At 66.7% G+C, this 25699-nt stretch carries 22 protein-coding genes, 1 tRNA gene and 1 pseudogene; 3 read left to right on the top strand and 21 right to left on the bottom strand.

All coding sequences use genetic code 11. The features are described 5' to 3' along the window. Positions 1-177: 177 nt before the first annotated feature. The 3 genes and pseudogenes from Q8J98_RS09935 to Q8J98_RS09925 all read right to left on the bottom strand — a co-directional run. Positions 178-264, bottom strand: a pseudogene (locus Q8J98_RS09935) (hypothetical protein); the annotation flags it as partial. A 297-nt stretch (positions 265-561) separates the two neighbouring features. Continuing rightward, a tRNA-Thr gene (locus Q8J98_RS09930) sits at positions 562-636 on the bottom strand. Between the two features lie 44 nt (positions 637-680). Continuing rightward, positions 681-2378, bottom strand: a complete 1698-nt coding sequence (locus Q8J98_RS09925; RefSeq protein ID WP_305294199.1) for an iron ABC transporter permease — start codon at positions 2376-2378, stop codon at positions 681-683. An 84-nt stretch (positions 2379-2462) separates the two neighbouring features. Between Q8J98_RS09925 and Q8J98_RS09920 the strand changes: the two genes are divergently transcribed. After that, entirely contained in the window at positions 2463-3338 is an 876-nt protein-coding gene (locus Q8J98_RS09920; protein ID WP_305294197.1) for a hypothetical protein, read from the top strand. Between the two features lie 51 nt (positions 3339-3389). Here the strand turns inward: Q8J98_RS09920 and Q8J98_RS09915 are convergent, their stop codons facing one another. Continuing rightward, positions 3390-3641 carry a DUF2312 domain-containing protein gene (locus Q8J98_RS09915; protein WP_305294196.1) on the bottom strand — a complete coding sequence of 84 codons (252 nt, stop codon included), beginning with the start codon at positions 3639-3641 and terminating at the stop codon, positions 3390-3392. A 143-nt stretch (positions 3642-3784) separates the two neighbouring features. On the opposite strand from Q8J98_RS09915, the gene Q8J98_RS09910 reads away from it, so the two are divergent. Next, a complete protein-coding gene (locus tag Q8J98_RS09910) occupies positions 3785-4000 on the top strand; it encodes a hypothetical protein (RefSeq protein ID WP_305294195.1) in 216 nt (71 codons plus the stop codon). A 6-nt stretch (positions 4001-4006) separates the two neighbouring features. On the opposite strand, the gene Q8J98_RS09905 is transcribed toward Q8J98_RS09910, so the two are convergent. Genes Q8J98_RS09905 through Q8J98_RS09895 form a run of 3 tightly spaced genes read right to left on the bottom strand, consistent with a single transcriptional unit; the run spans position 4007 to position 8137 of the window. Next, positions 4007-6283 (bottom strand): peptidoglycan -binding protein, encoded by a 2277-nt coding sequence (locus tag Q8J98_RS09905; RefSeq protein WP_305294194.1) that lies wholly within the window; start codon positions 6281-6283, stop codon positions 4007-4009. Then, positions 6284-7543 (bottom strand): biopolymer transporter ExbB, encoded by a 1260-nt coding sequence (locus Q8J98_RS09900; protein WP_305294193.1) that lies wholly within the window; start codon positions 7541-7543, stop codon positions 6284-6286. Between the two features lie 60 nt (positions 7544-7603). Continuing rightward, positions 7604-8137 carry a gamma-glutamylcyclotransferase gene (locus tag Q8J98_RS09895; protein ID WP_305294202.1) on the bottom strand — a complete coding sequence of 178 codons (534 nt, stop codon included), beginning with the start codon at positions 8135-8137 and terminating at the stop codon, positions 7604-7606. A gap of 63 nt (positions 8138-8200) precedes the next feature. Between Q8J98_RS09895 and Q8J98_RS09890 the strand changes: the two genes are divergently transcribed. Then, positions 8201-9163 (top strand): DUF2125 domain-containing protein, encoded by a 963-nt coding sequence (locus Q8J98_RS09890; RefSeq protein WP_305294192.1) that lies wholly within the window; start codon positions 8201-8203, stop codon positions 9161-9163. Here the strand turns inward: Q8J98_RS09890 and Q8J98_RS09885 are convergent. The 14 genes from Q8J98_RS09885 to Q8J98_RS09820 all read right to left on the bottom strand — a co-directional run bounded on the left by Q8J98_RS09885 (position 9151) and on the right by Q8J98_RS09820 (position 25676). Next, positions 9151-10080: an extensin family protein gene (locus Q8J98_RS09885; RefSeq protein ID WP_305294191.1), complete on the bottom strand. Its 930-nt coding sequence runs from the start codon at positions 10078-10080 to the stop codon at positions 9151-9153. The genes Q8J98_RS09890 and Q8J98_RS09885 overlap by 13 nt on opposite strands. A 7-nt stretch (positions 10081-10087) precedes the next feature. Beyond that, on the bottom strand, positions 10088-11020 hold the full coding sequence (locus tag Q8J98_RS09880) for a prephenate/arogenate dehydrogenase family protein (protein WP_305294190.1): 933 nt from the start codon (positions 11018-11020) through the stop codon (positions 10088-10090). Beyond that, positions 11017-12105 (bottom strand): histidinol-phosphate transaminase, encoded by a 1089-nt coding sequence (hisC, locus tag Q8J98_RS09875; RefSeq protein WP_305294189.1) that lies wholly within the window; start codon positions 12103-12105, stop codon positions 11017-11019. Before hisC ends, Q8J98_RS09880 begins: the two co-directional genes overlap by 4 nt. Before the next feature lie 92 nt (positions 12106-12197). Continuing rightward, a complete protein-coding gene (locus Q8J98_RS09870) occupies positions 12198-13619 on the bottom strand; it encodes a homospermidine synthase (RefSeq protein WP_305294188.1) in 1422 nt (473 codons plus the stop codon). A 95-nt stretch (positions 13620-13714) separates the two neighbouring features. After that, the gene (rpsD, locus tag Q8J98_RS09865) at positions 13715-14335 is read right to left on the bottom strand and encodes a 30S ribosomal protein S4 (RefSeq protein WP_305294187.1); all 621 of its coding nucleotides are present in this window, start codon (positions 14333-14335) and stop codon (positions 13715-13717) included. Positions 14336-14571: 236 nt separating this feature from the next. Then, entirely contained in the window at positions 14572-15633 is a 1062-nt protein-coding gene (locus Q8J98_RS09860) for a Hint domain-containing protein (RefSeq protein WP_305294186.1), read from the bottom strand. A gap of 128 nt (positions 15634-15761) precedes the next feature. Continuing rightward, the gene (locus Q8J98_RS09855) at positions 15762-16667 is read right to left on the bottom strand and encodes a lipid A-modifier LpxR family protein (protein WP_305294185.1); all 906 of its coding nucleotides are present in this window, start codon (positions 16665-16667) and stop codon (positions 15762-15764) included. A 151-nt stretch (positions 16668-16818) separates the two neighbouring features. Then, positions 16819-18468, bottom strand: coding sequence for a DNA repair protein RecN (gene recN / locus Q8J98_RS09850; RefSeq protein ID WP_305294184.1), 1650 nt, complete (start codon positions 18466-18468; stop codon positions 16819-16821). Between the two features lie 42 nt (positions 18469-18510). Then, on the bottom strand, positions 18511-19350 hold the full coding sequence (locus Q8J98_RS09845) for an outer membrane protein assembly factor BamD (protein WP_305294183.1): 840 nt from the start codon (positions 19348-19350) through the stop codon (positions 18511-18513). 127 nt (positions 19351-19477) lie between these two features. Beyond that, the gene (gene lpxC, locus Q8J98_RS09840) at positions 19478-20410 is read right to left on the bottom strand and encodes a UDP-3-O-acyl-N-acetylglucosamine deacetylase (RefSeq protein WP_305294182.1); all 933 of its coding nucleotides are present in this window, start codon (positions 20408-20410) and stop codon (positions 19478-19480) included. 238 nt (positions 20411-20648) lie between these two features. Further along, positions 20649-22313 carry a cell division protein FtsZ gene (ftsZ, locus tag Q8J98_RS09835; protein ID WP_305294181.1) on the bottom strand — a complete coding sequence of 555 codons (1665 nt, stop codon included), beginning with the start codon at positions 22311-22313 and terminating at the stop codon, positions 20649-20651. Positions 22314-22499: 186 nt separating this feature from the next. Beyond that, complete coding sequence (gene ftsA / locus Q8J98_RS09830; protein ID WP_305294180.1) at positions 22500-23834, bottom strand: cell division protein FtsA; 1335 nt, start codon at positions 23832-23834, stop codon at positions 22500-22502. Between the two features lie 13 nt (positions 23835-23847). Beyond that, positions 23848-24765, bottom strand: a complete 918-nt coding sequence (locus Q8J98_RS09825) for a cell division protein FtsQ/DivIB (protein WP_305294179.1) — start codon at positions 24763-24765, stop codon at positions 23848-23850. Continuing rightward, entirely contained in the window at positions 24753-25676 is a 924-nt protein-coding gene (locus tag Q8J98_RS09820; RefSeq protein WP_305294178.1) for a D-alanine--D-alanine ligase, read from the bottom strand. The genes Q8J98_RS09825 and Q8J98_RS09820 overlap by 13 nt, the downstream gene beginning before the upstream one ends. Between the last annotated feature and the right edge of the window lie 23 nt (positions 25677-25699).

Here is a 25699-nt window from a genome sequence, read left to right as displayed (position 1 = left end):
GACCAGAATCAGACGAACAAATACACCGAACCAATGGCGGCGTCGGGCGCGGCGCTCTGCCGCCAAGACGGGGACTCGGCAGCTGGCAACAGGCACTATTAATAGCCCCGCATAGGTCCAGGCGCATTAATTAAAACGGGTGACCGGGCTGTGCACGCCCGGCCACCCGGCTCCTTTTCAGGAGTGTCGGTCAGGCGTTTCGCGGCGGTCCAGCCGCTCTTGCAGCCAGACCAGCACTTCGTCCTCGACCCAGCCGACCCGGTTCGGACCGAGGGTTACCCGCTGGGGGAATTCCTGGCCTTTTCCAGCCTCGCGACGTGTTGCGGCGAGTACAGGACCAACTCCTTGAGCTGGCGCTTTGAAAGTATCCTCATCACGATCTCTCCATGACTGAAGAGCATCGCGATGCCCAGGTTACGACAGTACCTAGGTTCCGGAATAGTATCGGCTTTTTGCCATCCGCCAACTGATTCCTGACGACAGTGTCGGGGTGGTCTCAAGGGTGGACCAAAAATCAGTTATGTTATTTATAATTAGTTTTCAATTAGTTACATAGATAGTTGGTGCCGGTGGAGGGATTCGAACCCCCGACCCTCGACTTACAAAATCGCAGCTCTACCCCTGAGCTACACCGGCATGGGCGGGATTTAGCGCTCCGCGCGCGGTCGTGCAAGGGTCGCTCATGGCCTGTCGCGCAGGTTGGTGCGCGCCAGAAGCGCCACCGCCGCCAGCCCGACCGCCATGACCAGAAGCGCCGCCGGGGCGGCGTCACCGAGGTTTTCGAGGCTCGCCTTTTCATGCACCCTGGTGGCCAGGGTTTCAAAGTTGAACGGGCGCAAGAGCATGGTTGCGGGCAGTTCCTTCACGCAATCGACAAACACCAGCAACAGCGCCGAGGCAACCGAGCCGCGCATCAGCGGCAGATAGACCTCGCGCAAGGCACCGGTCGCGTTGCGGCCAAGCGAGCGCGCCGCCATTGGCAGCGACGGGGAAATGCGCCCGAAAGCACCATCAACCGCGCCCTCGGCCACCGCGAAGAACCGCACCAGATAGGCCAGCACCACCGCCGCCGCCGAGCCGGTAAGAAGCAGGCCGGGGTCGGTGCCGGTCAGCGCCAGCCAGGCATCGGCGATGCGGTGGTCAAGTGCTGCAAGCGGGATCAATATGCCAACCGCGAGCACCGCGCCGGGGGCGGCATAGCCAAGCGTGGTGAGCGGCAAGAGCGTGCGCGGCAGGCGGCGACCGGTAAGCCGGGTGCCATAGACCATGACCAATGCGGCGATCACGGTCAGCGCTGCGGCGATGCCGCAGACCGCCAGCGTATTGCCAAGCGCGCGGGCAAGGCCGGGGCCAAACCAGCTATTGGGGTTGGCCAGCGCGTGGCGGCCGATCACCAGAACCGGCAGCATGAAGCCAAAGCCGAAGGGTGCGGCACAGAGCAGCGTAGCGGCCCAGGCGCGTGCTCCCTGCAAGGGCGCGCGCACCACCGGGCGTGGCTGGCGCGCCGAGCCGTGGTAGCGGGCGCGCCTGCGGCTGTGCTTTTCGAACGCCAGCAGCATGCCCACCGCCGCCAGCATCACCAGCGCGATCTGCGCCGCGCCACCGGCATTGCCCGCCTCAAGCCAGGTCGAGAACACCCCAAGCGTCAGGGTCTGGATGCCGAAATAATCTACCACTCCGAAATCGGCTACCGTCTCCATCATCGAAATTGCAGCGCCTGCGGCAATTGCCGGGCGCGCCAGCGGCAGGCCGACGCGCCAGAACACCGCCCAGGGCCCGGCCCCAAGCGCGCGCGCCACCTCGTAGCTGCCGCCCGAAAGTTCACGAAAAGCGGCGCGGGCGAGCAGATAGACATAGGGGTAAAGCGCGCCCGCAAGCACCAGCACCGCCATGCTGCGCGAGCGTGCGGCGGGAAACCAGTAATCGCGCGCGCTCTGCCAGCCAAAAGCCTCGCGCAATGCGATCTGCACCGGGCCGGAATAATCGAGGAAATCCGCCAGCGCATAGGCTCCGACATAGGCGGGAATCGCCAGTGGCAGCAGCAGGAGCCATTCGAGCAGCCCGGAAAAGGGAAAACGATACATCACCACAAGCCAGGCCGAGCCTGCCCCGATTGCCGCCGCAAGCCCCCCCACACCGAACGCAAGCACCGCCGTATTGGTTATGTAGCGCGGCATCGCGGTGGCCATGAGATGCGGCCAGATGTTCTCATCCGGGAAGAGCGCGATCCAGCCAACGGCGAGCAGCGGGCCGACCACCAGCGCCGCAATCAACACCGCCGCCAGCGACCAGCCGGGCGAACCCTGCCCGCGCAGCGCCTCGCCCGCGCCGTGAAGCGGGGCGGGAAGGCTAACTTGACTGATTTGCTCGGGGCACATTCCGACCGCTTACAGGAAAGCGGTTTTACTGTCCACAAAAGCCCCTATACTGCCGCCAAGCAAGAACCGGGCGGGAACCGCAACATGCAGGTCGCATTTCACATTGGCGCGCATTTCACCGATGAAGAGCGGCTTTTGCGCACACTTCTGGCGAATGCGCCGATGCTTGCCGGTCGCGGCATCGTGGTGCCTGAACCGGGACGCTACCGGCGCACCATCCGCGACCTACTGGTGGCATTGAAAGGCGCACCCGCCGACCGCGAAACGCAAGAAACGCTGCTGGATGCCGTAACCTCGCAAGACCATATTCAGCGGCTGATCCTGAGCAACGACAATTTCATGGGCTTCCCCGCCCGGATGATCGGCAAGGACGGGTTTCATGCGCTGGCACCGGCGCGATTGCGCGCGCTGGCCAATCTTTTTCCCACCGATACGGTCGAGTTTCATATCGGGCTGATCAACCCGGCGACACTGATTCCGCAACTTCTGGGTTTCGTGAAAGGTGCCGATTATGAAAGCCTGATGTGCGGGCTTGCCCCCACCGCGCTGCGCTGGACACCTGTGGTGCAGCGCATGGCGCAGGCGGTGGACGGTCGGCGCATGGTGATCTGGTGCAACGAGGATACGCCGCTGATCTGGCCCGAGGTGGTGCGCCGGGTTGCGGGGGTGGAGCCGGAATCGGCACTGCAGGGCGACGACGCGGTGCTTGAAACCATCATGGCCGCCGAAGGCATGGCGCGGATGAAGGCCTATATGGGCAGCCACCCGCCGCAAACGGCAGCCCAGCGCCGCAAGATTGCCTCGGCCTTTCTCGACAAGTTCGGTCTGGCCGAGCGGATCGAAATCGAGGTGCCGCTGCCGGGCTGGAATGATGCCCTGGTGGCCGACCTCACCGCCGCCTATGACGCCGACGTGGCCGAAATTGCGGCGCTGCCCGGCGTCGAGTTCATCGCGCCCTGACGCGCCCCAGCTGCCCTGCGGTCAGCGCGTCTCTGCGCTTCGCGGCGCGGTTCAGACCATGCCCAGCGCCGCCCTGTAGAGATCGAGAATCGCCTCTTCGTTGGCAAGGTCATCCTTGTCGCGTTTGCGCAGGGCAATGATCTTGCGCAGCACGCGGGTATCGTAGCCGCGCGCCTTGGCCTCGATCATCACCTCTTTCTGCTGCGCGGCGATATCATTCTTTTCAGCGTCAAGATGTTCAAATTGCTCAACAAACTGGCGCAGTTCATCGGCGGCTACGGTATAGGTGGCATCGTCGGACATCGGTTCCTCGCAAGCATCGGGCGCAGATCGCCATCGGGTCTTGCTAGACGAGGCGGGCGCGGGCTTCAAGGCCCGGCTTGCCGACCGCGCGGCTTCGCGCTAACCGGGGCGAGGGCGCGACCGACGGGCGAGGAGGCTGGGGCATGGAGTGGCTGATCTGGATCGGGGCGGCGATTTCGCTGGTCGGGCTTGCGGGCATCATCGGCTGTATCGTCGCGGTGGTGCGGGCGCGGCGCGCCGGGCTGGGGGACGCCGATCTGCGGGCGCGGATGGCACCAATCGTGGCGCTGAACCTTGCGGCGCTTTTTGTTTCGGTGCTCGGGCTGATGCTGGTAGTGATCGGCGTGACGCTCGGCTGAGGAGGCTCAGCGCTCGGTCAGTTTCAGCTCGATCCGGCGGTTTTGCGCGCGGGCTTCGGGGCTGATCCCCTCGGCCACCGGGCGAAACTCGCCAAAACCGGTCGCCGCCAGCCGCTCGGGCGCAAAGCCGAGGCTGCCGATCATGTAGCGCACCACCGAAAGCGCGCGGCCCTGACTGAGCTCCCAATTGTCCTTGAACGCCCCGGTTCCGGCCAGCGGCGCATTGTCGGTATGGCCGTCAACGCGGATGATCCAGTCGATTTCCGGCGGAATCTGGTCGGCCAGATCGTTGAGCAGCGCCACCACCCCGGCGATCTGCTGCTGCCCCTCGGGCGAAAGATCGGCGGAGCCGGGCTGGAACAGCACTTCGGAGGAGAACACGAAGCGGTCGCCCACCACGCGCACGCCTTCGCGCCCGGCCAGAAGCTCGGAGAGCCTGCCGAAGAATTCGGAGCGGTAACGCGACAGCTGTTTTGCTTCTTCGGCCAGCCGCCGCGTCTCGGCCTCAAGCCGGGCGCGCTCGGCGGCCTCGAGATCGGCGCGGCGGCGCTGTTCGTCGGCCACTTGCGCAAGGGCCGCGTTAAGCTGCGAGCCGAGGCTTTCCACCTGCACCTGATTGGCAATGTCGCGCTCGGCGCTGGCATCGAGAATGGCCTTGAGTTCCGAAAGCTGGCCGCGCAATTCTGCCACCTGCTGGTTGAGCAGCGCCATCTTGCGGGCGTTTTCAGCCGATACCGCCTGTTCGGCGCTCAGCGCCTGATTGGCCAGCGCCAGAAGTGCCGCCTGCCGCTCGGTTTCCGAAAGCTGCGCCCCGGCGCGGCCCTCGGCCTCGGCGCGCGCCGCCTCGGCGGCCGCAAGCATGGCCGCCAGCCGCTCGGCCTCGGTTGCAGCACCACCGGCGCGGCTTTCGGCAGCAGCGCGGGCCGCCTGCGCCTCGGCCAGCAGGCGCGCAAGCCGTTCGGCCTCCGAGCTTGCATTGCCCAGTTCCGCCTCGCGCGCGGCGCGCTGTGCTTCGGCTGCGTCCAGCAAGGCACGCAGCCGCTCTGCCTCGGTCATCGCCGCAATGCGGGCGCTATCGACCGATGCCAGCACCGCCGCCAGCCGCTCGGCTTCGGTCATCGCAGCGATGCGGGCGGCATCACCCGCAGCCAGCGTCGCCTCGGTGGTGGCAAGCAGCGACGCCAGCCGCTCGGCCTCGGACATGGCATCAATGCGGGCGCTATCGACCGATGCCAGCTTCGCCTCCGCCGCGGAAAGCAGCGCCGCCAGCCGCTCGGCTTCGCTGGCCTTGTCGGCCAGTTGGCCTTCGCGCTCCAGCCGCGCCACCTCGGCGGCAGCAAGCAGGTCGGCCAGACGCTCCGCTTCGGATTTTTGCGCCTCGGCGCTTTGCCGCAGATCGGCCATCGCAGCCTCGGCAGCGGCAAGCGCCGCCGCGCGCATCAGCGCCTCGGCATCGCGCGCCTCGAAAGCCTGCTGCAACTGCCGCTTTGCCGCCTCGGCAGCGGCCAAGAGCGTGAGCGTATTCTCGGCCTCGCGCCGCTGCGCCTCAAGCGCCAATGTCATCGCGGTCAACTCATCCTCGGCACCCTCCAGCCGCGCGCGCAGCGCCGCCAATGCCGCGGCATCGGCCAACCGCGAGGCTTCCGCCTCGGATAGCGCCACCTGCGCTTGCGACAGATTGGCCTCGGTCGCGGCATTTTGCCGTTGCAGATCGGCGATCAGCGCATCAAGCGCTTCGCGCCGGGCGGCGGCGAGCCGCGCCGCTTCGGTCTGCGCGTCAATCTCGCCGCGCGCCTGCGCCAGCGCGAGGTTGAGCGCCTCGGCCTCGCCCAGCGCCAGATCGCGTTCGGCGGCGGTCGCGGCAGCAAGCGCACGGGCGGAATCGCGATCGGCTAGCAGCGCCGCAACCTGCGCCTCGAAACTGGTGATCCGGGTTTCGGCGGTGCGCAGGTCGGCATCGCGGGCGGTGACGGTGGCGCGGAGCGTGGCGATAAGATCGGCCTGCGCAGCAACCTCGGTGCGGGCACCGGAAAGGCTGTTCTGCAACTCGGCGTTGCTGACCTGCTCCATCGCCAGCGCCTGTGCCAGCCCCGCGACCTGCTCGGAAAGTGTTGCAAGTTCATCATCTTGCGACGAGATGGTTTGGCGCAGCACCGATTGCACAACCATGAAGATGGTCAGCACGAACATCAGAACCAGCAAGAGCGCGGTCATCGCATCGACGAATCCCGGCCAGATCGTGGACGAAAAGCGCTGCTGCCCGCTGCGGCCACGAAGTGCCATCTAGTCGCCCCGCGAAGGCTTGCTGCGCTGCGACAGGAGGGCGCGTGTGAGCGCGGCGAAATCGTTGCGCAGTTCGGCCATGCTTTCCTGACGGCCCGCCGAAACTTCTTCGAGCAGCCGCAGAAGCTGCACATCGATCGAGCGCAGGCGCATGCGGGTTTCGCCATCATCACCAAGCGCGTTGCTGCCGATCCGTGCCTCAATCGCGGCGCTGAGCTTGCTTTGGCTGTCGGCCAGTGCGTGCAACGCATCGCCCGCCGTATCGGCCTCGATCAATGCCACCAGTTGCGCCTGACTGTCGGCGACACGGGCCAGCGTCGGCCCGGTGGTATCGGTCTCGAGCCGCGCCGCAAGCCGCTCGATCGCGGTGACGAGATAGCCGAGCCGCTCGTCGATCATCGAGCGGGAAACATCGCTTTGCACGTAGATTGCCTGCAGCGCCTCGATCTGCTCGGCCATATGATCGATGACGCTCGCGGCGGCCTGGCCGATGCCATCGCCCTCGGCCGTTGCACCGCTGCCCGACGCCAGCGAAATTCGGGTGATCGACGAAATCCACTCTTCAAGCTCGCGGAAAAAGCGGTTCTGGCCATGGGTCACAAAGAGCTCGACCAGGCCCACCACAAGGCTGCCCGCCAGACCAAGAAGCGACGATGAAAACGCCGTGCCCATGCCGCCAAGCTGCTTTTCCAGCCCGCTCATCAGCTTGTCAAAGACCCCGATGGCGGTATCGCCCTCTTGCGGGGCCAGCGCCCGGATGGTTTCGACCACCGCCGGAACGGTCGTCGCAAGGCCGTAAAAGGTGCCAAGAAGCCCGAGAAAAATCAGCAGGTTCGACAGATAGCGGGTGATGTCGCGGGCCTCGTCGATGCGGGTGCCGACCGAATCGAGGATCGAGCGGGCCGAAGAGGTGGCAATTTCGCGGTGCACGCCGCGCGCGCCGAGCAGCGAGGCCAGCGGTGCCAGCAGGCTTGGCGCGGCAGAGAGCGTTTCGCCGGGGCGGTCCGAGGCAAAACCCTCGATCCAGCTGACCGACAGCACCAGTTGGTAAAGTTGCCAGAAACAGGCGATGATTCCGAACACGAAAACCGCGAGGATCAGCCCGTTGAGCCAGGGGTTGGCCAGAAAGATCGGGAAGATGCGCGAATAGGCGAAATAGCCGCCCATCGCCACCAGCCCCAGCACCACAAGCATTGCCATGATCTGGCGCACAGGCTGCGAAAACTGCGGGTCTGCCTGCCGTATTGATACGCGCGCCATCGATGCCTGCCCCGGTTCTTTGCGCCGGAAGATAGGCGGAGCGGGCCCCGGTGCCAAGCCTTATCCGAGCAGTTTGCGCACCCGTGTTGCAAGCCTGTCAAGATCGGCGTCGGCGAGGCCGAGCGCCGCCAGATGCGCGGCGGTGTTGAAAAGATACTCGGCGTTCGACCCGCGCTCGCCCGCCGCGCAGGCAATGATTTCAGCCTGTTCCGCAAGGCTCAGGCCGCAATAGAGCGGGTGTGCGCGATCAATCACATAGGTGATCGCCGCAACCGCGCGCCCGTCTTCAAGCCGCAGCGGCAGGCGGCGCTCGACATAGGCCGAGGCGATCAGTTCGCGCTGGCGCAGCTTCGCGAGAACCGCGGCCTTGTCAGCCTCGGGAACCGCCAGCGCCACGCCATGGCAAACCGCGCCGGGCAAGGCATCGAGCGCCAGCACCAGCCCCGGTGCCGAGGCGGTGCCGCGATAGTGCAAGGATCGCATGCAAAACGACCGGTGCCAGCCCGAAAGCTGTGCCCTGAGCCGCGCCTCGGGCTGAAAGCCGGGCTGCCAGATCAGCGATCCATAGCCGAATATCCAGGTGGTGTTGGCGATGCTCTGGCCCTCCCGCGCGCGGCGAGCTAAACAGGTGCCGGGCGCGAATGCAAAGGGGGCAAGATGCGGCGGCGGCTTATCTCGGCTTTGGTGGCGCTGGCGGTGCTGGCGGCCCTGGGTTGGGGTGCCGGTGCATTTGCGCTGCGCCAAGGTGCCGACGCGGCGCTGCGCAGCCTGCGCGATCAGGGCCGGGGCAATGCCGGGGCGGTGACGCTGGCGGGCTTTCCGGGGGCATTTTCGCTTCGGCTGGATACGCCCCGGCTGCATCAGGGGCTGCTTGCCTGGCAGGCAGAATGGCTGCGGCTAAGCTTTCCCTCTTACGCGCCCTGGCGGATGCGGCTCGATTTGTCGCAAGCGCAGACGCTGCGGATCGGGCTGCTGCAATACCTGTTGGTGAGCGAAAACATGCACGCGGCGCTGATGCTGCGGCCCGGGGCCACGCTTGCGCTTGAAAGTGCCGCTGTCGTCTCGGGGCCGTTGCACGCCAGCCTTGACGGCGGCGGCCCGGCGATGGCGGCGGATCAGCTTGCGCTGACCCTTGCTGCGGCGGAGGGGGGCGACTACCGGCTTGACGCATCGCTGGCGGGGTTCAGCCTGCCGGTGCTGCTGCAGGCCCCCTACGGGCTTGCCGAACGCGGCGAGCTGCTTTCGGCGCGGCTTGTGCTTGGGCTTTCAGCGCCGCTTGACCGGCATGCGCAGGCGACGGCACCCAAGCTGCTTTCGGTCGGGGTCGAGGCGGCTTCGCTGCGCTGGGGGGAGGCGCAGCTTGCGGCAGAGGGCGCGGTTCGCGCCGATGCAAACGGCAGGGCCGAGGGGCAGATCACGCTTTCCACCCCCGACTGGCGCGCTGTGGTGGCGCTGGCGCTGGCGCTGCGGTTGGTGCAGCCGCCCTATGGCGCGGCGCTTTCGGCGGAACTTGCACCCTTGGCAAGCGCAGACGGCGCGCTGACGATCGAGCTTGGCTTTCGCGGCGGGATGGCTTGGCTCGGGCCGGTGCTGCTGGGCGCTGCCCCCTATCTGCAATAGGGCCCGGAGCGATAGCGCGCGGTATCGACATGAAAATGGTCGCGGTGGTAGACGTCTGCCTTCGGGCCAAGCACGGTGCCGAACGGGCCGCAGGCGCTGGCGTGAATGGTACGCATCAGCTTTGACTCGGCGCTCCAGTCGCGCAACACCGTCAGCGTGCTGCCATCGGCGAGGGTGAAGCCTGCAACATCGATCGCGTGGCCTGCGCCATGTTCCGAAACCCGTGCGTCGGCCACGTTGTTACGCGGGCGGCAATCGTAGGACGCCACGACATTGAGCCGCGCAAGACCGCCGCCGCGCCGCCCGATTGCGGGGATGACACCCTCTTCGACCCAGCGCTTCAGCGCCTTGGCGGTGGTGCAATCAACCCGCGCGGGCTGCGAAAGCGGAATTCCCGCCACGGCGGTAACCGCGACCCCGCCAACCAGCCCGCATCCGGTAACGGCGGCCGGGATGGCGGCGATCTCGGAGCCTGCAATGCCGGGGTCACCGCAGATCGAGCCGCGCGCGGGTTTGGGCGGGCGCGGCGCAAAAAGCGCGGCAAGGCCGCGCCGCGGTGCGGGCGACGATTGCGCCGGGGCCAGCGCCGAGGCCGAAGCGATGGTGGTTGACGGCGGCACCAAAGCTGCGGGGGCAACGGCGCGGGGCGGTCGCGGTGCCGGGCGCGGCGAGCGCGCCGGGGCGGCACTGGCAAGCGCCAGCGCCATCGCCATCGCCGCTTCGACCGCAGCCGGGGCAACGGGGCGCAGCGCGGGTCGCGCGGTGCCGGGCAGCGGCAGCAGGCTTGCCATCTGGATCGGCGCGGCCCCGACCAGCATGGGTCGCGGCAGCGGCCGTGGCGAGCTCTGCGGCGGCTCGGCAAAAACCGCAACGCCCGACGCGAGCGTCAGTGCCAGAGCCAGTGCCAGACGGTGCATGCCCGCGTTACTCTCCTGCCTCGGGAGCCGGGGCACCGCGCCCGAAATCGGCGGCGGCGGTATCTTGCCCGGCCTCGATGATGCCGCGCCGAATGGCGCGCGTGCGGGTAAAATACTCGAAAAGCTGCGCGCCGTCACCCATGCGGATCGCGCGCTGCAACACGAAGAGTTCCTCGGTAAAGCGCCCGAGAATATCAAGCGTTGCCTCGCGGTTGGTCAGGAACACGTCGCGCCACATTGTGGGGTCGGAGGCGGCGATGCGGGTAAAGTCGCGAAACCCCGCCGCCGAATACTTGATGATCTCGGATTTCGTCACCCGCCGCAGATGGTCGGCCACCCCCACCATCGTATAGGCGATGAGGTGCGGCGTGTGCGAGGTGACGGCAAGCACGAGGTCGTGGTGCGCCGGTTCCATCTCGTCAACATGCGCGCCCATGCCTTCCAGCAGCCCGCGCAAGCGCTGGGTCACCGCAGGATCGGCACCCGGCAGCGGCGTCAGAAGCCACCAGCGGTTGACGAACAGGGTGGCAAAGCCCGAGCGCGGCCCGGAATGTTCGGTGCCCGCAAGCGGGTGACCGGGCACGAAATGCACGCCATCGGGCACATGCGGGGCTACCGCCTCGATCACCGCCTGCTTGACCGAACCCACATCGGTCAGCGTGGCACCCTGGGCCAGATGCGGCGCGATCTCGGCCGCAATCGCCGCCATTGCCCCCACCGGCACGCAAAGCACCACCAGATCGGCCCCCGCCACCGCCTCGGCGGCGGTGGCGCAGACGCGGTCGCAAAGCCCAAGCTCCTGCGCCACGGCGCGGGTTTCGGGCGAGCGCGCGGTGCCGACGATTTCGCCCGCAAGCCCTTTCCAGCGCATCGCATGGGCCATGGACGAGGCGATCAGGCCAAGCCCGATCAACGCCACGCGGTTGTAAAGAACCGTCATCGGCGCTGCTCCTTGAACTGGCCGACGGCATGCGCCACGCGGCGGCAGGCGGCCTCGTCTCCTACGGTGATGCGCAGGCAGTTGGGCAGCCCGTAGCCCGCCACCTGCCGCACGATCAGCCCCTGACTTTGCAGATAACCATCGCAGGCGAGCGCCTCGGTCGCGTCGGCAAAGCGCGCCAACACGAAATTTGCCATCGAGGTATCCGAAGGCACCCCGCGCTCGGCCAGCGCCTGCGCCAGCCAGACCCGCAGCCGCGCATTTTCAGCGCGGCAACGCTCGGTATATTCCTGATCGCGGACCGCCGCCTCGGCCGCCTCAAGCTGCGCGTTCGACAGGTTGAACGGGCCACGGATGCGGTTCAGCACGTCGATGATGGCGCGCGGGCCGTAGCCCCAGCCGATGCGCAGGCCGCCAAGCCCGTAGATCTTGGAAAATGTCCGCGTCATGAAGACGTTGGGCAGCCGCGTCGCAAGCTCGGCACCGCCATCGTAGCCCGCCACATATTCGGCATAGGCACCATCGAGCACCAGAATCGCCTGCGGCGGCAGTCCCCGCGCCAGCCGCTCGACCTCGGCAAGCCCGATCATCGTGCCGGTGGGATTGTTGGGGTTGGCGATGAACACCAGGCGGGTTTTCTTGGTGCAGGCGGCCAGCAGCGCATCGACATCGGTGGTGCGTTCGCGCTCGCGCACCTCGACCGGCGTCGCCCCGGCGGCAAGCGCCGAAATCCGGTACATCAGGAACCCGTGCTCGGTGAACAGAACCTCGTCGCGCGGGCCTGCGTAGGCCTGACAGAGAAAGTGGATGATCTCGTCGCTGCCGACGCCGCAGATGATGCGGTCGGGGTCAAGCCCGTGCACCTCGCCGATCGCCTCGCGCAGGCTGGCGTGGTCGGTATTGGGGTAACGGTGCAGCTTGTGCACGGCGCGGGCGAATGCCTCCTTGGTCTTTTCCGAGGGGCCGAAGGGGTTTTCGTTCGAGCTGAGCTTGACCGCGTCGCTGCGCCCCGCCAGATGCGCCGCCCCACCCTGGTAAAGCGCGATTTTCATGATACCCGGTTGCGGGCGGATGCTATCGGTCATCGCGGTTCCCCAAATCTCGCGCCCTTCTAGCCGGGCAAAGGCCGCATTGCCAGTGGCTTCGCGCCGCGCCTGTATCCGATCCGATCAGGGTGTTACGGCGCGAGCACGTTGACAAACTGCCAAGGGTCCGAGGGGGCGGGCACCTCGCCAAAGGGGCCAAGCCGATGGGTCAGCGGCGTCCAATCGGTATAATGCGCCTCGATCGGCCCCAGATAGGGGCGCTGCACCGCAAGACAGCGCGCGTGGTCCATCTCATCCGCCTCGACGACGCCTGCGCCTGGGTTCTCGAGCGCCCAAACCATGCCCGCCAGCACCGCCGAAGTAACCTGGAGGCCGGTAGCGTTCTGAAACGGTGCCAGGTCGCGCGCCTCGTCGATCGACAGCCGCGAACCATACCAGAGCGCGTTCTTGGCGTGGCCGTAAAGTAGCACCCCGAGTTCATCGACGCCCTCGGTAATTTCGTGCTCATCCAGAATGTGCTGACGCGCAGGCATCTTCCCGGCCCCCAAGGTTTCGTGCAGCGACATCACCGCATCAGCGCAGGGATGATAGGCATAGTGGCAGGTCGGGCGATACACGGGTGCAGCGGGGTCTCCTAGCGTGTAGTAATCGGCAATCGAGATGGCTTCGTTGTGGGTTACCAGATAGCCGAACTGTGGCCCCGGCGTGGGGCACCAACTGCGAACCCGTGTATCGGCACCGGGCCGATCAAGCCAGATTGCCGCGCGGCAACCGCTCTCATGGTGGTTCGCGCCTGCGGGAAGAGTTCGTTCATGCGTACCCCAGCCAACCTCAGCCGGCTGGAAACCCTCGGCCAGAAAACCCTCTACCGACCAGGTGTTGACGAATGTGCCAAGCTGCCGCACCCGATGCGATACCTGGGTGTCTCGTTCGGCAATGTGGACGCCCTTCACCCCGAGGTCGTGCATGAGCCGCGCCCATTCTGCACGATGAGACGGCACCGCTACCCGCCGCCCCAGATCACCCGCCAGCACCAGAAGCGCTTCCTTGACGAGCCAGCTGACCATTCCCGGGTTTGCGCCACAGCAGGAAACAGCGGTGCTGCCGACGCCGCCCGCACTTTTTTCGGCACGGATGGATTCGCGCAGCCCATAGTTGGTTCGCTTGGCGTTGGGGCGGTCTTCATCGAAATAGAATCCAGGCCAAGGCTCGGTCACGGTATCGATGTAGGGCACACCCAACTCGCGACAGAAACGCATGATATCGCGTGAAGAGGTATCGACCGAGAGGTTGATGCAGAATCCGCGCCCTGACCCAAGCACCGAGCCGAGAACCTCGCGATGATTCTCGCGCGTCAGCGACACCTGCAGGTGCCGAATGCCGCGCTGTGCCAAAAAGGTGCGGTGCGACGCTGAGGGTTCGATCACAACCAGCTCCGCGAGATCGAATTCGAAGTGTCGCTCGATCAGCGGCAATGTGCCGCGACCGATCGAGCCAAAGCCGATCATCACTATCGGACCATCGATGCGACCGTAAACGGATGCGCTCTGCATGACTTGCCTTCCCAAGACCGCGAACGGCTTCCCTGATACGCCAAAGGGCCGCGCAGTTCGGCGCGGCCCAAAGGTTCCTGACTTACATGTGCGGATCAGTTCTTGGCGTAGAATTCGACCACGAGGTTCGGCTCCATCATCACCGGGTAGGGCACATCGCCCAGGCCCGGCTGGCGCACGAAGGTGGCGGTCATCTTGGAATGGTCAACTTCCATGTAATCGGGCACGTCACGCTCGATCAGCTGCACCGCTTCAAGCACGATGGCGAGCTGGCGCGACCTTTCGCGCAGCGAGATCACGTCGCCCTCGTTGACCCGGTAAGACGCGATGTTGACCCGCTTGCCGTTGACCTGCACATGGCCGTGGTTGACGAACTGGCGCGCGGCAAAAATCGTGGCAACAAATTTGGCACGGTAGACCACCGCATCCAGACGGCGCTCCAGCAGACCGACGAGGTTGGCACCGGTATCACCCTTGACCCGCTCGGCCTCGGTAAAGATCTTGCGGAACTGCTTTTCGGTCAGATCGCCATAATAGCCCTTGAGCTTCTGCTTGGCACGCAGCTGGGTGCCAAAATCGGAAAGCTTGTTCTTGCGGCGCTGGCCGTGCTGGCCGGGGCCGTATTCGCGCCTGTTGAGCGGCGATTTCGCGCGGCCCCAGATGTTTTCGCCCATCCGGCGGTCGATCTTGTGTTTGGCAGAGGTGCGTTTGGTCACCGCTGATCTCCTTCATCATGCGCCCCGGGGGGCAGGAAGGGCGTTGTCCTCTGGCTCCACCTTGAAAAAGGCTTCGTCCCGACAGGCATCCCCTTGCGGGGGCCACCAACACCAATGACGCCGCGGGGAGGTTGCCGACCCCGGACCGCGGGCTTATAGGCGGCACCCCCGGCCCCGTCAATGGTCCCGTGCCGAGGTTCTTGCGGTTTGCAGACTCACGCGACGCGGCGCGCCGGTCATGCCGCAACTTCGCGGCGCAGGATCGCCGCTTCGGCGGCACCAAGGCGGCGGCGCGCATAGCCGCCATAGGCGGCAGCATTTCCTGCCAATTCGGGCATCAGCGCCAGCAGCCCGGCACGGTCTTCGGGCGCGATCATATCGAGCGTGGTGGCACCCGGATGGAAGCTTTCGCTTTCCAGCCCGTTGGCGCGCAGGATCTGGTGCCGCTCCAGCAGCAGGTGAATGTACCAGGTCTCGCGCAGGCCCTGCTCGATGCGCACAGTGGTGCCGTTGACCAGATCGGCCGCCGCCACCAGCACCTCGGTCTCGTTGAACAATGCCCGCGCGGCGGCCCCGCGCACCAGCATCCGGTGGCGCGGCGACACCAGAAGATCGGCGTCGGGCCGCCCGATGCCAAGCGCGCCGGCACGAAAGCGCACCGGCCGCAGTTCGGGCATGGCATGAAGCCGGGCACCGCTCATCCGCCGCCCGCCGGTCCAGAGCAGCGCTTGCGGGCCATCGTCACGGGTGCTCACGCGCGCACCCGGACGCAGGGTTTCAACGGCGCGCGGGCCGTCGGGCGTGGCAATCAGCGTGCCGGGGGTAAAGCAGATCACCGCCGGAGCATCAGCCGAAGCCTGGCGCGGCCTGATGTCAAGCGCGCAGTCCACCAGCCACATCGCGCGGTCGCGCGGCGGCACCCGGCAGGAAAACATCGCCAGCCGCGCGGGGCTGCCGGGCACATCGATCAGCGTAACAGTATAGGCCTCGTAGCCATCGGTGACCGAAAAGCTCTGGTCCGAAAGCGACTCGTCGGGGTCGTCCGCGTGCAATGGGCGGCCGCGCACCGCAGCCCCAAGCAGCCGGTTCACCGCACGCGCCGCGCGCTGCCTTGTATCCTCGCTACCGGTGCCACCGCTGAGCAGCAGAAACTCCGCCGGACCGTCAACCCGGAGCGCCTCGCCGTGCCATCGCCACTCGGCACCTATCGCCAGCGCCTCAAGCGGCGCGCAAGCGATACCGTTCACCTCGGTTTGTGCCCATGAAATGACATAGGTGCCACCTGCGCCTGCCCTCATGCCTGTATTCCTGCCGCTCGTTTGTTATCAGGCCTTTGCGGCCTGTTGTTCAGGTGAGCGTAGCAGAGATGATTCGGCTTGCAAAGGGTCGCGTGGCGCTGTTGGCGAATCAGCGCGCCAGTGTCGCCTCAGAAGTTCATGCGAAAACGAATCGAGCCCAAAATCTGCCCTTCCGGCTGGCCCGCAAATTCTGGCGAAAGCCAGGTGACGCCGTAGAAGGCCCCGAACCGCGACCCGTGCCAGGCCACGCCCGCGCGCAGCCGCTGCCGCCAGGGTTCGGCCTCCACGCCGCCGTCAGGCAGCCAGGCCGAGCCCCAGACCCGCGCCAGATCCGCGCCAAGCTGAAAGCTGAACCCGCGCGCCGAGGTGCCGGAGATGCCCACATAGCGCTGCCCGGTGCCATCGTCGCGCAGCCAGAGCGCGCCGGTTTCGCGGGCACCGAAATCGAGATCGAGGCCAACCCGCAACAGGTCTTCGTCGCCCGCCCGCGCCTCGACAAAGGGCCGCAGCCCGACCCTGCCGATCTCCATTGGCCGCCCCAGTTCGGCGGTGACAAAGGGAACCAGTGCATTGCCAAGCTGGTCGCCCAGAATCGTCGGTCTCGGCGCGCTCAGCATCCGGTGCAGCAGACGGTGCATTTCGCCCACGCCGGTGCCGGGACCAACCGCCGCCACACCCGCACCAAGGCTGGTCTCGAAACCGCCGCTGCGAAAATGGGTCTGCGCCAGAAAGCTGAGCGTCCCCGCATAGCGGCGGTCGGGGTCGGCTGGGGTGCGCAGGCTGGTGGGTGCAATGATCGCGGTGCCGATCCGGTATTCCATGACCTCGAAGGGGCGGTCGGGAAGACTGCCATTCCAGGCAGGCCCACGCAGCAGGCTCAGCGTGTAGCTGGCGCTGCGCCAGCGGTCATTGCCGTCGCCGAAATGGTCATTGGTGAAAAGCCGCCCGAAACCGAGCGTTCTGCGTTCCTGGGCATCACTGGGGGACGCAAGCAAAAGCGCTGCAAGCACAGCGGCAACAAGGGCCTTCCACATCATCAACTTCCCGCGTTCAGGCCCCCGCCAGACTTCCCTTTTAGCGCGCCCGCGCCACGCGCACAAGTGCAGCGCTGCAACAGCGGCAATGAGTTTACTGGAACAAGCTGCGCCAACCGCTTGCCTTGGCTCGAATATCCAGCTTGGGTGCTCAGCCCGCCAAAAGCGCCGCCGCCGCCGCCCGCGCGGCCTCTGTCACGCTTTCGCCCGCCAGCATGCGGGCAATCTCGCCCTGCCGCGCCTCGGCATCCAGGGCGACCACGCGCGAGGTGGTCTTGCCACCCGCAACCCGCTTTTCCACCCGCCAGTGGTGGCTGCCGCGCGCCGCCACCTGCGGGCTGTGGGTGACGACAATCACCTGTGCCCCGGCCGCGAGCCGCGCCAGTCTGCGCCCCACCGCGTCGGCGGTGGCCCCGCCGACGCCGCGGTCGATCTCGTCGAAAATCATCACCGGAGCCTCACCACCGCGCATCAGGCAGACCTTGAGCGCCAGCAGGAACCGCGACAGCTCGCCCCCCGAGGCAATCCGGTTCAGCGGTCCCGGCGGCGCGCCGGGGTTGGTGGCGACCACAAAGCTTACCGCATCAATGCCTTCGGGGCCGGGCGGCGCGGCGCTGATTTCGGTGGTGAAGGCGGCGCGTTCCATCTTGAGCGGTGCCAGTTCCCCCGCCATCGCCGCATCAAGCCGCCCGGCAGCCGTGCGGCGAAGCGCCGCAAGCGCCGCGGCAGCCCCCGCATGCGCCGCATCTGCCGCAGCCAGCGCCATGCGCAGCGCGCGCAAATGCCCCTCGCCGCCATCAAGCGCGGCCAACCGGCTGCGCAGCCCATGGGCAAAATCGCCGAGGTCATCTGCCAGCACCGAATGCTTGCGCGCCAGCGCCCGGATCGCAAACAGCCGTTCTTCGCAAGCTTCCAGCTCATGCGGGTCGTGGCTCAGGGTTTCCAGCGCGCGTTCCACCCCCTGCGCCGCCTCGCCGAGTTCGATCATGGCGCGCGAGAGCGCGGATATGGGTGCATCAAGCAGCCCATCGGCGCGCACGGATACGGCCTCAAGCCAGCGACCGGCGCCGCCCATCGCGCCTTCTGCACCCTCAGGGCCAAGCGCCGCAAGCGCGCGCGCCACATCGCCGCGAATGCGCTCGGCGGCCTGCATGGCGCGGCGGCGGGCGTCGAGACTGGCCTCTTCGCCCGGTTCCGGGGCAAGCTGATCGAGTTCCTTCACCGCATGGCGCAGAAAATCTTCCTCGCCGCGCACGGCCGCCAGCGCTGCCTCGGCCTCGGCCAGCGTGCCCGCTGCGGCAGCGCGCGCGGCCCAGGCGCTGCGAACCCGCGCCAAGAGCGGCTCGGCCCCGGCAAAGGCATCGAGCAGCGCCCGGTGGCCGCGCGCATTCAAAAGCCCGCCATCGTCGTTCTGGCCGTGCAACTCCACAAGGGTATCGGCCAGCGCGCGCAGCACCTCGGCGGTAGCGCGGCGGTCGTTGACAAAGGCATTGCGGCGGCCGTCGGTGCCAATCGTGCGGCGCAGCACCAGTTCATCGCCCTGCGGCAGCCCGGCCTCTGCCAACACCTGCGCGGCCGCATGCGCCGCAGGCAGATCGAACACCGCCACCACCTCGCCAAGCTCTGCCCCGTTGCGCAACAGATCACCGCGACCGCGCCAGCCGAGCACGAAGCCCAGACAATCGAGCAATATCGATTTGCCCGCGCCGGTTTCGCCGGTAAGCACGTTGAGACCGGGCTGAAAGCCAAGCTCCAGCCGGTCGATCAGCAGCATATCGCGGATCTCAAGCGCCCGAAGCATTCCCTGCCCTCGTGGGCGGCACCCGCAGGTGCCGCGCCCGCGTTACAGCCATTCGCCCTTGATGACTTCGCGGAAGATGCGCGCCAGCCAGCCGTCGCCCCTGCCTGCGGGTTCAAGACCGCGCGCGGTCAACAGCCTGTAGCTGTCTTCGTAAAAGCCGGTTGAGCGGAAATTATGCCCCAGAATCGCCGCCGCCGATTGCGCTTCGTCGGTAAAGCCAAGCGCCAGATTCGCCTCGACCAGCCGGTGCAGCGCTTCGGCAGTATGGGTGGTGGTCTGGTATTTCTCGACCACGATGCGAAAGCGGTTGATCGCGGCGGCATAGTTGCCGCGCTTGAGGTAATAGCGCCCGATCTCCATTTCCTTCGCCGCGAGGTGGTCGAAGGCAAGGTCGAACTTGAGAATTGCCGAGCGCGCATATTCGCTGTCGGGGTATTCCTCGATCACCGCGCGCAGCGCCGAGAGCGCCTGGAAGGTCAGCCCCTGATCGCGGCCAACCTCGTCAATCTGGTCGTAATAGCTCAGCGCCAGCAGATATTTGGCATAGGCCGCATCTTCATCGCCCGGATAGGTGTCGATGAACCGCTGCGCGGCACCGCGCGCCTCTTCGTATTTCTTCGCCTTGTGCAGCGCGAAGGCCTGCATGATCAAGGCGCGCTTGGCATATTCGGAATAGGGGTAAAGCCGCTCGACTTCGGAGAAATAGCGGATCGAGTTTTCCGGCTTGGCGGTGTTTTCAAGCTCCCATTCGCCGCGCTTGTAGATTTCTTCGGCGGTGAAACCATCAAGCGGAACCTCTTTCGGTGCCGATCCGCAGCCCGCCAGCATCGCGGCCACAATCAGGCCGCCGACAAGTGAAGCCGCTGATCTGCCGCGCGCCATGTCCCGCCCCATCCCCGAGTTCATTCACCAGACCGCCCCGCTTGCGGGGTGGTTTCGCCCGTCCTAGCACAGAAAAATCCGGGGCGCAAAACGCCTTTCACCGGCGAGGGCCGCATCGTCGCGCGGTTCAGGCAAGAGCGGTGGCGCGGGGGGTGCAATCGGCCAGCGTGACCCCGGCACCGGGCATCCGGTGCGCCCGCGCCAGGCTGAGCGGTTCCCACCGCCAGGCCGCCGGATCGGCGAAAAGCGCCCGCAACAGCTGGTTGGTCAGCGCGTGCCCGGCGCGGTTGCCATAATAGCGCCCGAGGATCGGCGCACCGGCAAGCGCAAGGTCACCCATCGCATCAAGCATCTTGTGGCGCACCGCCTCACGCTCGCGGCGCAGCCCGCCGGGCGAAAGCACACGGTCGCCATCGACCACCACGGCGTTTTCGTAGCTGCCGCCAAGCGCCAGCCCCGCCGCCTGCATCTGTTCCACATCCGACTGGCGGCAGAAGGTGCGGCTGTCCATCAGTTCGCGGACAAAGGCACCGTTGGCCATGTTGAGCGTCAAGCTTTGCCGCCCGATCGCGGCATCGGCAAAATCGATTGCAAAGGCGATTTCCATGCTATCGGCAGGCTCGAGCCGCGCCAGCGCCGTGCCAGCCCGCACCTCGACGGATTTGAGCACCCGCAACGCGCGAAGCGGCGCGCCAAGACCCTGCAACCCGGCCGCGATGAGCGCGCGCACGAAGGGCGCCGAGGAGCCATCAAGGATTGGCACTTCCGGGCCGTCGATCTCGATCAGCGCATTGTGCACGCCGCAACCGGCAAGCGCGGCCATCACATGCTCGATGGTCGAGACGCTGACCCCGTGGGCGTTTTCGATCTGGGTGCAGAGGCGAGACTGGGCAACCGCATCCCAGCGGGCGGGCACGAGCGGGTCGGCACCGCGCACATCGCTGCGCCAGAACGCAATGCCGGTATCGGCAGCGGCCGGGCGGATGGTCATCTGCACGGCAACCCCGCAATGCAGACCTATGCCAGAGAAGTGGACCGATGAGCTGAGGGTCGTCTGCACGCGGCATGCTCCTGGCAGTGGTGCGGCATCTTGGCCAAAGCGATCGGCCCGGGCCTGCCCGCGCCATCGCTGAACACCCCTACGCGGCGCGCGCGCAAGGCTCAACTCACTCTTTGTAACGGCTTGAAACAATCCGCGTCCGGCCCGGCGGCAATCTGCCTGTCAAGGTCCAACCCCATGTAATTAAACGCAAACAGGCCGGGGTTTCCCCGGCCTGTCGCGGCAATTTGTGAAGCCTTCAGTTCGCCTGACGGCGCAGGAAAGCCGGTATTTCGATACGATCCTGCTCAGCGTCCGCCGGGGCTTCGTCGTCGTAGGCTGTCTGCTGTGGTGCCTGCGGCCGCATCGTCGGGGTCTGGCGTTCGGCGGTAGGATCGCCGCCCCCGGTCATGCGGTTCAGAAACGAGTTGATGCCGAAGCGCGGCTTTTCGGCGGTGGCGGCAGGGGCTGCGCTGCGGGAAGCAGCAAGCGGTTGCGCGGCGGCGCGTTGCGCCGCCGCCGGGGCGCGCGAGACCGCTGCTTGCAGCCGGGCCAGCGCCTCGGGGCTGGGGGTGCCGGGCGCGCGCGGGCGCGGTGCCACGAAGGCCGCGGCATCATCGCCGGTGCGAATATCGCGCGGGGCGGCCGGTGCGGCGGCTTGCGGGCGGTAGGCCGGGGGCGGCAGTTCGTGCCCGGCTTCGGCGGCGGCTTCGGCGTCAAGCAGATCTTCGGGTTCAAGCGCGGCCGGGGCAGCATCGAAAAGCGACCGCTCCTCGGCGCGGGTGCGGTAGGCCCCTTGCGCCGAGGCGGCGGCGGCAACGCGCGCCGGTTCGGCGGCAGGTTCCGCGGCAACCGGCCGCGTGGCGGCAGCCGCCGGGGCGGCGGCAGAGGTGGTGTGCGCGCGATGCAGCGGCTCTGCCAGCGGGCGGCGCGGCACCGGAACCTCGCCGGTCGAGGCGGCAGCGTCGATACCGGTCGCCACCACCGAAACCCGCATCTGCCCTGCCATGTCGGGGTCCAGCGTCGAACCAACGATGATGTTCGCCTCGGGGTCCACTTCCTCGCGGATACGGTTTGCGGCTTCATCAAGCTCGAACAGCGTCAGGTCATAGCCGCCGGTGATGTTGATCAGCACGCCCTTCGCCCCGCGCAGGCTGATTTCATCCAGAAGCGGGTTGGCAATCGCCTTTTCGGCGGCCTGAATCGCGCGATCATCGCCCGAGGCTTCACCGGTGCCCATCATCGCCTTGCCCATTTCGTCCATCACCGCGCGGACATCGGCAAAGTCGAGGTTGATCAAGCCGGGGCGCACCATCAGGTCGGTGACGCCCTTGACGCCCTGATAGAGCACGTCATCGGCCATGGCGAAGGCTTCGGTAAATGTGGTGCGCTCATTGGCCAGCCGGAACAGGTTCTGGTTGGGGATGATGATCAGCGTATCGACCACCTTTTGCAGCGCCGCAATGCCGTCTTCGGCCTGCTTCATGCGCTTGTTGCCCTCGAACTGGAAAGGCTTGGTCACCACGCCGACGGTGAGCACCCCCAACTCGCGCGCGGCCTGCGCAATGATCGGGGCAGCACCGGTGCCGGTGCCGCCGCCCATGCCGGCGGTAATGAAGCACATATGCGCCCCGGCGAGGTGATCGACGATTTCCTCGATGGTTTCCTCGGCAGCGGCGGCCCCCACCTCGGGGCGCGCGCCTGCACCCAGCCCCTCGGTAGCGCGAACGCCCATCTGGATGCGCGCCTGCGCCCGCGATTGCGCAAGCGCTTGCGCATCGGTGTTGGCGACCACGAATTCGACGCCCTCAAGCGCCTTTTCGATCATGTTGTTGACGGCATTGCCACCGGCACCGCCAACCCCGAATACGGTGATCCGCGGCTTGAGCTCTTCACGCTGAGACATCATCAGATTCAGTGCCATTGGTGTTCCGCCTGTGATTATCCGGTTCTCTCGCCCGGTTTTCCCCGCAAATTGTGCCGATTTTAACTGCGTTGTGCTTCCCCGTCACCTGAAAAACGCAAGCGGCCACAAAATATGGTCATTCTTGCAGTTGATTCAGCGGCATTTCGCGCAAGTCCGCAGAGATTGGGTGGCATGACCCCGTTCCTACCAGTTGTCGCGGAACCAGCGCACCGCTTTTTTCAGCGAGCGCGCCGGGTAGCGTTCGGCGGGGATCTCGAAGTCCCACCATTCATCTTGCGGATGCGCGGCAAACAGCGCCAGTCCGACGGCGCTGGCAAAACCCGCGCCGGTTGCCGCCTGCGGCAGGCCCTGCACCCGCAGCGGCCGCCCAAGTCGCACGTTGTGGCCCAGAATCCGCGCCGCCAGCCCATCCAGCCCCGGTATCTGGCTGGCACCACCGGTCAGAACGATCTGCTGGCTTGGCAGGCTGTCGAAACCTGCGGCATCAAGGAGCGCGCGCAACTCTTCAAGTATCTCTTCGACACGCGGGCGCATGATGCCGATAAGCTCGGCGCGGCTGACGCGGCGGCGGTCCTTTTCCCAGTCACCGCTGTCGCCGCCGATCTCGATCATTTCGCGGTCGTCCATTCCGGTGGCCTGGACCCCGCCGTGAAAGGTCTTGAGCCGCTCGGCCACCGAAACCGGCACCTGCAGGCCTTTTGATATGTCCGAGGTGATGTGCTCGCCACCCATCCGCACCGCATCGGCGAAGATCATGTGTTTCTTGATGAATACCGAAACGCCGCTGATCCCGCCGCCCAGATCGATGCAGGCCGCGCCCAGTTCCTGCTCATCTTCCACCAGCGCCGCAATGCCCGCGACATAGGCCGAGGAGGCGATGCCGGCAAGTTCCAGATCGCAGCGATGGATGCAGAAGACGAGGTTCTGAATGGCGTCGGCTTCAACCGCCAGCAGGTGCATGTCCACCGCGAGGCGCTGCCCGACATGGCCGCGCGGGTCGCCAAGGCCCGAGCGGTGATCAAGCGCGAAGTTGACCGGATGCGCGTGCAGCACCTCGCGCGCAGGCCCGATATCGGGCATTTCGCAGGCAGCAAGCGCGCGCGCCACATCGGCCTCGCCCACCTGCCCCTCGTGCAGCTCGACCTCGCCGGCAAGCCCATAGCTGCGCGGCTGCGCCCCGGCGATGCAGGCGATGACATGATCGACGCGGACATTTGCCATTTTCTGCGCCATCTGCACCGCCGTGCGGATCGCGCGCTCGGTTTCGGCCATGGTATCGACCTCGCCAAAGCGCACCCCGCGCGAGCGGGTGGTGGCGGCACCGATCACCCGAAAATCGGATTGCCCGGCCATTGGCCCCACGCCATCGGCCGAGCGCAGTTTTTCCGGCCCGTCAAAGCGCAGCACGAGGCAGGCGATTTTCGAGGTGCCAACGTCGAGAATGGCGATCACGCCGCGCTGAATCGCAGCCTTGCGCATGGCGCGCATCGCTCGTTGTGCCTCATATAGCCCGTTCATCGCCCCGCCCCCATTACCGATTGACCGCTGATGTCGTCGCCCGCCCCGTGACGCGCAGGAATTCTTCTTGCGCATCGACGCTCAGCCGCAGCGTCGGACGCGCCGCCAGCCGCAGATCAAGATGCGTGAAATCGCGTGCCAGCAGGTCTTCGGCGCGATCCAGCGCCAACAGCCGCTCCACCGCCTGAACCGCACCGGTCTCGGGCAGCAGAATGCGCTGGTCGCGGTCAAGCACCAGATCCCAGCGCCGCGCGCCGATCCGCACCAGGCCGCGGGCACGCGCCAGCAGCGGTGCCGCCGCCGCCAGAACCGCGAGCGCCTCGGGCACCGCCTCGGCGGCCCCCTCGCCGGCGATCAACGGCAATTCAGGGCGCAGATCGCGCGAAATGACCGTGGCAATCCGGTGGCCGGTGGCGTCGAGCATTTCGACCCCGGCGGCATGGCGCCAGAGCACTGCGGGCACCCGCTCGACCACCTGCACCGCGAGCACACCCTTTTGCACCCGCAGATCGACCGTTGCCACCGCATCCAGGCTTGCAATCGTTGCCCGCAGCCGCCCCAGATCAAGCGCGAAGGACGAGGCGGGCAGCGTGACCGGCAGCATGGTGCGGATCGCGGCATCGACGGCGGGCGAGGCCCCCTCGATGCGCAGCAGCGAAACTTCGAACTCCGGGCGGCTCTGGATCTGGGTTTTCAGCGCCTCGAACCTGTCGGCCAGGGCCGCGCGCTGACCGGCATCGCCGAGCCAGAGGCCGAACATGCCGACGATCAACACCAGCGGCAGGCCGATCCGGGCAAGGCCGCGCACCAGCGGCGTTAGCCAGAGCCGGTTCAGCTTGTAGCGCATTCTCGACGGGGCCGGGTCGCGGTGCAGCACACGCGGTGCCGGACGCGGCGGGGCGACAAGGGTGGCGGCACCTAGCGGTCGCATGAGGCGTCCTCCACGATCCAGCGGCAAAGCGCGGGAAAATCGATACCGGCGTGGCGCGCTTGTTCGGGGCTGAGCGAGGTTGGGGTCATTCCAGGCTGCGTGTTGGTTTCCAAAATAACGAGGCCCGCCAGATGCTTGCCCGCATCCCAGCGAAAATCGCTGCGGCTTAGGCCACGGCAGCCAAGCGCGCGGTGGGCACGCAGGGCGTACTCGCGGCAGGCATCGGTGATGTCGTCGGGCAGGACCGCGGGCAGGATATGCTGCGAACCGCCGGGCGTGTATTTCGCCGCGTAGTCATACCAGCCGGTTGTGACGATCTCGGTAACGCCAAGCGCACGGTCGCCCAGCACGCTGACCGTCAGCTCGCGCCCAGGCGCATAGGCCTCGACCATCACCACTTCGGGCATTTCAGCCGCCAGCCGAGGCGGCGCGTTGGCACCCTCGGGCACGATGTAGACACCGACCGACGAGCCCTCGGCGTTCGGCTTGACCACATAAGGCGGCGGCAGGACGTGGCGCGCCATGACCTCGGCCTTGCAGGCCAGACGCCCCGCCGCGACCGGCAGCCCGGCGACGGCAAACGCCGCCTTGGCGCGGGTCTTGTCCATCGCCAGCGCCGAGGCGAGCACGCCGGAATGAGTATAGGGCAGGCGCAGCCATTCCAGCAGCCCCTGAACGCAGCCATCTTCGCCCCAGCGGCCATGCAGCGCGTTGAAAACCACGTCCGGGCGGGTCTCGGCAAGGCGCGCGGACAAGTCGGCGGCCGCGTCGATCGCGGTCACCTCGTATCCTGCCACCTGCAGCGCCGACACGCATTCGCGCCCCGATGAGAGCGACACCTCCCGCTCGGCGGAAGGCCCCCCCATCAATACCACCACACGGTGGGCTGTCCTGCTCGACACACCCGCCACAATTGCCTCTCCCGGGGTTTGGC

The organism is Phaeovulum sp., assembly GCF_030684035.1.
GTDB lineage: Bacteria > Pseudomonadota > Alphaproteobacteria > Rhodobacterales > Rhodobacteraceae > UBA6213.
Note: the sequence above shows the minus strand (reverse complement) of the source record. Positions and strands in the feature narration are given on the sequence as shown.

Bases quoted from the DNA above. Each gene is read 5' to 3' on its own strand.
- Q8J98_RS09925 (WP_305294199.1), bottom strand. From the start codon at position 2,378: ATGTGCCCCGAGCAAATCAGTCAAGTTAGCCTTCCCGCCCCGCTTCAC.
- Q8J98_RS09920 (WP_305294197.1), top strand. From the start codon at position 2,463: ATGCAGGTCGCATTTCACATTGGCGCGCATTTCACCGATGAAGAGCGG.
- Q8J98_RS09915 (WP_305294196.1), bottom strand. From the start codon at position 3,641: ATGTCCGACGATGCCACCTATACCGTAGCCGCCGATGAACTGCGCCAG.
- Q8J98_RS09910 (WP_305294195.1), top strand. From the start codon at position 3,785: ATGGAGTGGCTGATCTGGATCGGGGCGGCGATTTCGCTGGTCGGGCTT.
- Q8J98_RS09905 (WP_305294194.1), bottom strand. From the start codon at position 6,283: ATGGCACTTCGTGGCCGCAGCGGGCAGCAGCGCTTTTCGTCCACGATC.
- Q8J98_RS09900 (WP_305294193.1), bottom strand. From the start codon at position 7,543: ATGGCGCGCGTATCAATACGGCAGGCAGACCCGCAGTTTTCGCAGCCT.
- Q8J98_RS09890 (WP_305294192.1), top strand. From the start codon at position 8,201: ATGCGGCGGCGGCTTATCTCGGCTTTGGTGGCGCTGGCGGTGCTGGCG.
- Q8J98_RS09885 (WP_305294191.1), bottom strand. From the start codon at position 10,080: ATGCACCGTCTGGCACTGGCTCTGGCACTGACGCTCGCGTCGGGCGTT.
- Q8J98_RS09880 (WP_305294190.1), bottom strand. From the start codon at position 11,020: ATGACGGTTCTTTACAACCGCGTGGCGTTGATCGGGCTTGGCCTGATC.
- hisC (WP_305294189.1), bottom strand. From the start codon at position 12,105: ATGACCGATAGCATCCGCCCGCAACCGGGTATCATGAAAATCGCGCTT.
- Q8J98_RS09870 (WP_305294188.1), bottom strand. From the start codon at position 13,619: ATGCAGAGCGCATCCGTTTACGGTCGCATCGATGGTCCGATAGTGATG.
- Q8J98_RS09860 (WP_305294186.1), bottom strand. From the start codon at position 15,633: ATGAGGGCAGGCGCAGGTGGCACCTATGTCATTTCATGGGCACAAACC.
- Q8J98_RS09855 (WP_305294185.1), bottom strand. From the start codon at position 16,667: ATGTGGAAGGCCCTTGTTGCCGCTGTGCTTGCAGCGCTTTTGCTTGCG.
- recN (WP_305294184.1), bottom strand. From the start codon at position 18,468: ATGCTTCGGGCGCTTGAGATCCGCGATATGCTGCTGATCGACCGGCTG.
- Q8J98_RS09845 (WP_305294183.1), bottom strand. From the start codon at position 19,350: ATGGCGCGCGGCAGATCAGCGGCTTCACTTGTCGGCGGCCTGATTGTG.
- ftsZ (WP_305294181.1), bottom strand. From the start codon at position 22,313: ATGGCACTGAATCTGATGATGTCTCAGCGTGAAGAGCTCAAGCCGCGG.
- ftsA (WP_305294180.1), bottom strand. From the start codon at position 23,834: ATGAACGGGCTATATGAGGCACAACGAGCGATGCGCGCCATGCGCAAG.
- Q8J98_RS09825 (WP_305294179.1), bottom strand. From the start codon at position 24,765: ATGCGACCGCTAGGTGCCGCCACCCTTGTCGCCCCGCCGCGTCCGGCA.